The organism is Bradyrhizobium sp. (assembly GCF_019244115.1).
Classification (GTDB): Bacteria; Pseudomonadota; Alphaproteobacteria; order Rhizobiales; family Xanthobacteraceae; genus Bradyrhizobium.
This window is the reverse complement of record NZ_JAFATE010000145.1, coordinates 1-3,464: the sequence shown is the minus strand read 5'-3', so window position 1 is coordinate 3,464 and position 3,464 is coordinate 1. Positions and strand designations below refer to the sequence as shown.

The following is a 3,464-nucleotide window of genomic DNA, read 5'->3' as shown; positions in this document are numbered from 1 at the left end:
AGGGAGTATCAGGGTCCAAAGGGGCCGGAGCCGACCCGCTACGGCGATTGGGAGAACAAGGGCATTGCGTCCGATTTTTGATCGAGGACGATTGTGCGATCGCCGAGTTCGCGAAAGGGCTGCGCAAACGTGCAGCCCTTTTCACTTTACAAGCGCGCAAACAGCTCGCCTTCGAAGCGAGCAGCGGCCTCAGCGCGTCACGACAACCGTCGTGCCGACCTCGACGCGCCGATAGAGATCGGTGATGTCGGTGTTCAGCATACGGATGCAGCCATAGGATACGAAGCCGCCGACCGAGCCCGGCACGTTGGTTCCGTGGATCGCATACTGGCCGCCGGCAAGCGTCATGGCGGCGACGCCCATCGGGTTGCGCGGCGATCCGCCGGGAATTACCTCGGGCAGTTCGGGCTTGTCGTGTCTGACCTCGTCGGGCGGCGACCAGGCCGGATTGCGATATTTTCCGTCGATCTTGGTCGTGCCGGCCCATTGCTTGCCGGCCCTGCCGACGCCGACCGGGTAGCGCATTGCATGGTCGTCGTCGAGAATGAGGTAGAGCCGGCGCTCGCTGGTCTTCACCAAAATCGTTCCCGGCGAATATTGGTTGTGAACGCTGACCAGTTCCGGCCCGGCCGCGGCCGCAGAACTCAACAACACACCAGCCCCGATGGTGGCCGAAAGCGCCACCGCAATACGCTTGAACATCAATCGCTCCGCTCTTCCTCAAACGCCCTTTCAGGCGCCCAGTTCCCCGGCGAGACCAGGCATCGCACGGATGCACGATCGCCCACATCCGCTCACCGGACGCGTTCAACGCGATTCGTTCGTCGGCCGATGCTTGAGGAAAGAAAGAAAATGTCCGCAATAAAGTAAATGACTCCAAAACCACACCCGCGCGGAAAAGCCCGCGCGGCCCAACCAGTGTCATTCCGGGGCGCGCGGAACGCGCGAACCCGAAATCTCGCGCCACGACTTCTGGATTTCCGGGTTCGATGTCATGGCTGTGCCAGATGCCATCGCCCCGGAATGACGAGGCCCCCTAAGCCGACTTCTCCTTGCGGTTCTGCCGGTGCGCGACGAGGTCGTCCACAACGGCGGGGTCGGCCAAGGTCGAAGTATCGCCGAGCGCGCCCGGCTCGTCCTCGGCGATCTTGCGCAGGATCCGCCGCATGATCTTGCCCGAGCGCGTTTTTGGCAGGCCCGGTGCGAACTGGATCTGGTCAGGCGATGCGATCGGCCCGATTTCCTTGCGCACCCAGGCGACCAGCTCCTTGCGCAGCTCTTCGCTCGGCTCGCTGCCGGCCATTAGGGTCACATAGGCATAGATGCCCTGGCCCTTGATGTCGTGCGGATAGCCGACCACGGCCGCCTCCGACGCTTTTGCATGCGCGACGAGCGCGCTTTCGACCTCGGCGGTGCCCATGCGATGGCCTGACACGTTGATGACGTCGTCGACGCGGCCGGTGATCCAGTAATAGCCATCGGCGTCACGCCGGCAGCCGTCGCCGGTAAAATACTTGCCCTTGTAGGTCGAGAAGTAGGTCTGCTCGAAGCGGGCGTGGTCGCCATAGACGGTGCGCATCTGCCCGGGCCAGGATCGGGTCAGGCAGAGATTGCCTGATGTCTCGCCCTGCAGCACCTTGCCGTCGGCATCGACGATCTCCGGCACGACGCCGAAGAACGGCAGCGTGGCGGAGCCCGGCTTCAGCTTGATCGCGCCCGGCAGCGGCGTGATCAAGATGCCGCCGGTCTCGGTCTGCCACCAGGTGTCGACGATCGGGCAGCGGTCGTCGCCGACCACGCGGTGATACCACTCCCAGGCTTCCGGATTGATCGGCTCGCCGACGCTGCCCAAAAGCCGCAGCGACTTGCGCGAGGTCTTCGTCACCGGCTCGTCGCCCGACTGCATCAGCGCGCGGATCGCGGTCGGCGCGGTGTAGAAGATGTTGACCTTGTGCTTGTCGACCACGTTCCAGAAGCGCGAATTGTCCGGATAGTTCGGCACGCCCTCGAACATCAGCGTGGTCGCGCCGTTGGCGAGCGGCCCGTAGAGGATGTAGGTATGACCGGTGACCCAGCCGACATCGGCGGTGCACCAGTAGATGTCGCCGTCGTGATAGTCGAACACGTATTGATGCGTCATCGCGGCGTAGACCAGATAGCCGCCGCTCGTGTGTAGCACGCCCTTGGGCTGGCCGGTCGAGCCCGAAGTGTAGAGGATGAACAGCGGGTCCTCCGCATGCATGTGCTCGGCCGGGCATTCGGTCGTCACCATCCGCGCGGCGTCGTGGTACCAGAGGTCGCGCGAGGGGTTCATGTCGACCTTAACCCCGGTGCGCTTGACCACGACCACCCAGTCGACGCCGTCGGTCTTGGCCAGCGCCGCGTCGACATTGGCCTTCAGCGGCACTTTGCGGCCGCCGCGCAGGCCTTCGTCCGCGGTAATGACGATTTTCGATTTCGCGTCGCTGATGCGCTGGGCCAGCGAGTCAGGCGAAAAACCCGCGAACACCACCGAGTGGATGGCGCCGATCCGCGCGCAGGCCAGCATCGCATAGGCTGCTTCCGGGATCATTGGCAGATAGATCGTGACGCGGTCACCCTTCTTGACGTTGCGGGTGCGCAGGATGTTGGCCATCTTGCAGACCTCGTCGTGCAGCTCGCGATAGGTGATGTGGCGGGATTGCGAGGGGTCGTCGCCTTCCCAGATAATCGCGGTCTGGTTGCCGCGCGTGTGCAGGTGCCGATCGATGCAGTTCCAGGCGACGTTGAGCACGCCATCCTCGAACCATTTGATCGAGATGTTGCCCGGTGCGAACGAGGTGTTCTCGATCTTGGTCGGGAATTTCATCCAGTCGAGCCGCTTGGCTTGCTCGGCCCAGAAGGCGTTCGGGTCGCTGATCGAACGCGCATACATTTCCTGATACTTGCCCTGGTCGATCCAGGCGCGCTTCGACCATTCCGCTGACACGTCGTAGATCTTCTCGGACATTTTTACCCTCCACAACCATCCGGCCGGTGCGACCCGGCTATTCGAATGCATCCTTGGCGTTTTGACGATTATGCGTTGAGCTAATCGGCGGCGACAAGGGAACAAATAGGACCTTCGGCTGAGCGGCCTGCTGCGCAAGATCAAAGGGATGCGATGTGAGGCGCGATGACGAGATAACGTCGATGGCGCCACATCGGCGGTGCGCTCCCGTCCCCCTTTCGGGCAGGGGTCGGGGTGGGGTCCTCGGATTAGGGCGCCCACGAGGGGCGCCCCTACAACTCTCGTAGGGGCGACCCTCGTGGGCGCCCTCCGGCTCACCCCTCGGGGAGAGGGACCACACCGTCCGCGTGGCGCCTGCTGTCCGCGCTCCAGTTCAATCGCCCCTCCGCTTCCTCCGCCAAAAGGGGAACGGAACGTGATCCGGTTGCTCCGCATTAGTCCTAAGATCCGGCGAAACGGTAACATGAGACCATTT

Annotated in this window: 3 protein-coding genes; 1 reads left to right on the top strand and 2 read right to left on the bottom strand. The window is 63.3% G+C overall.

Going from position 1 to position 3,464, the window contains the following annotated elements; translation table 11 throughout:
• A partial coding sequence (locus JOZ76_RS06535; RefSeq protein WP_291697809.1) for a DUF1674 domain-containing protein occupies positions 1-81 on the top strand: 81 nt, incomplete at its 5' end.
• A gap of 108 nt (positions 82-189) precedes the next feature.
• Here the strand turns inward: JOZ76_RS06535 and JOZ76_RS06530 are convergent.
• Positions 190-702, bottom strand: a complete 513-nt coding sequence (locus tag JOZ76_RS06530) for a L,D-transpeptidase (protein ID WP_291697808.1) — start codon at positions 700-702, stop codon at positions 190-192.
• 334 nt (positions 703-1,036) lie between these two features.
• Positions 1,037-2,989 carry an acetate--CoA ligase gene (gene acs, locus JOZ76_RS06525; protein ID WP_291697807.1) on the bottom strand — a complete coding sequence of 651 codons (1,953 nt, stop codon included), beginning with the start codon at positions 2,987-2,989 and terminating at the stop codon, positions 1,037-1,039.
• Positions 2,990-3,464: the final 475 nt, after the last annotated feature.

Bases quoted from the DNA above. Each gene is read 5' to 3' on its own strand.
- JOZ76_RS06530 (WP_291697808.1), bottom strand. From the start codon at position 702: ATGTTCAAGCGTATTGCGGTGGCGCTTTCGGCCACCATCGGGGCTGGT.
- acs (WP_291697807.1), bottom strand. From the start codon at position 2,989: ATGTCCGAGAAGATCTACGACGTGTCAGCGGAATGGTCGAAGCGCGCC.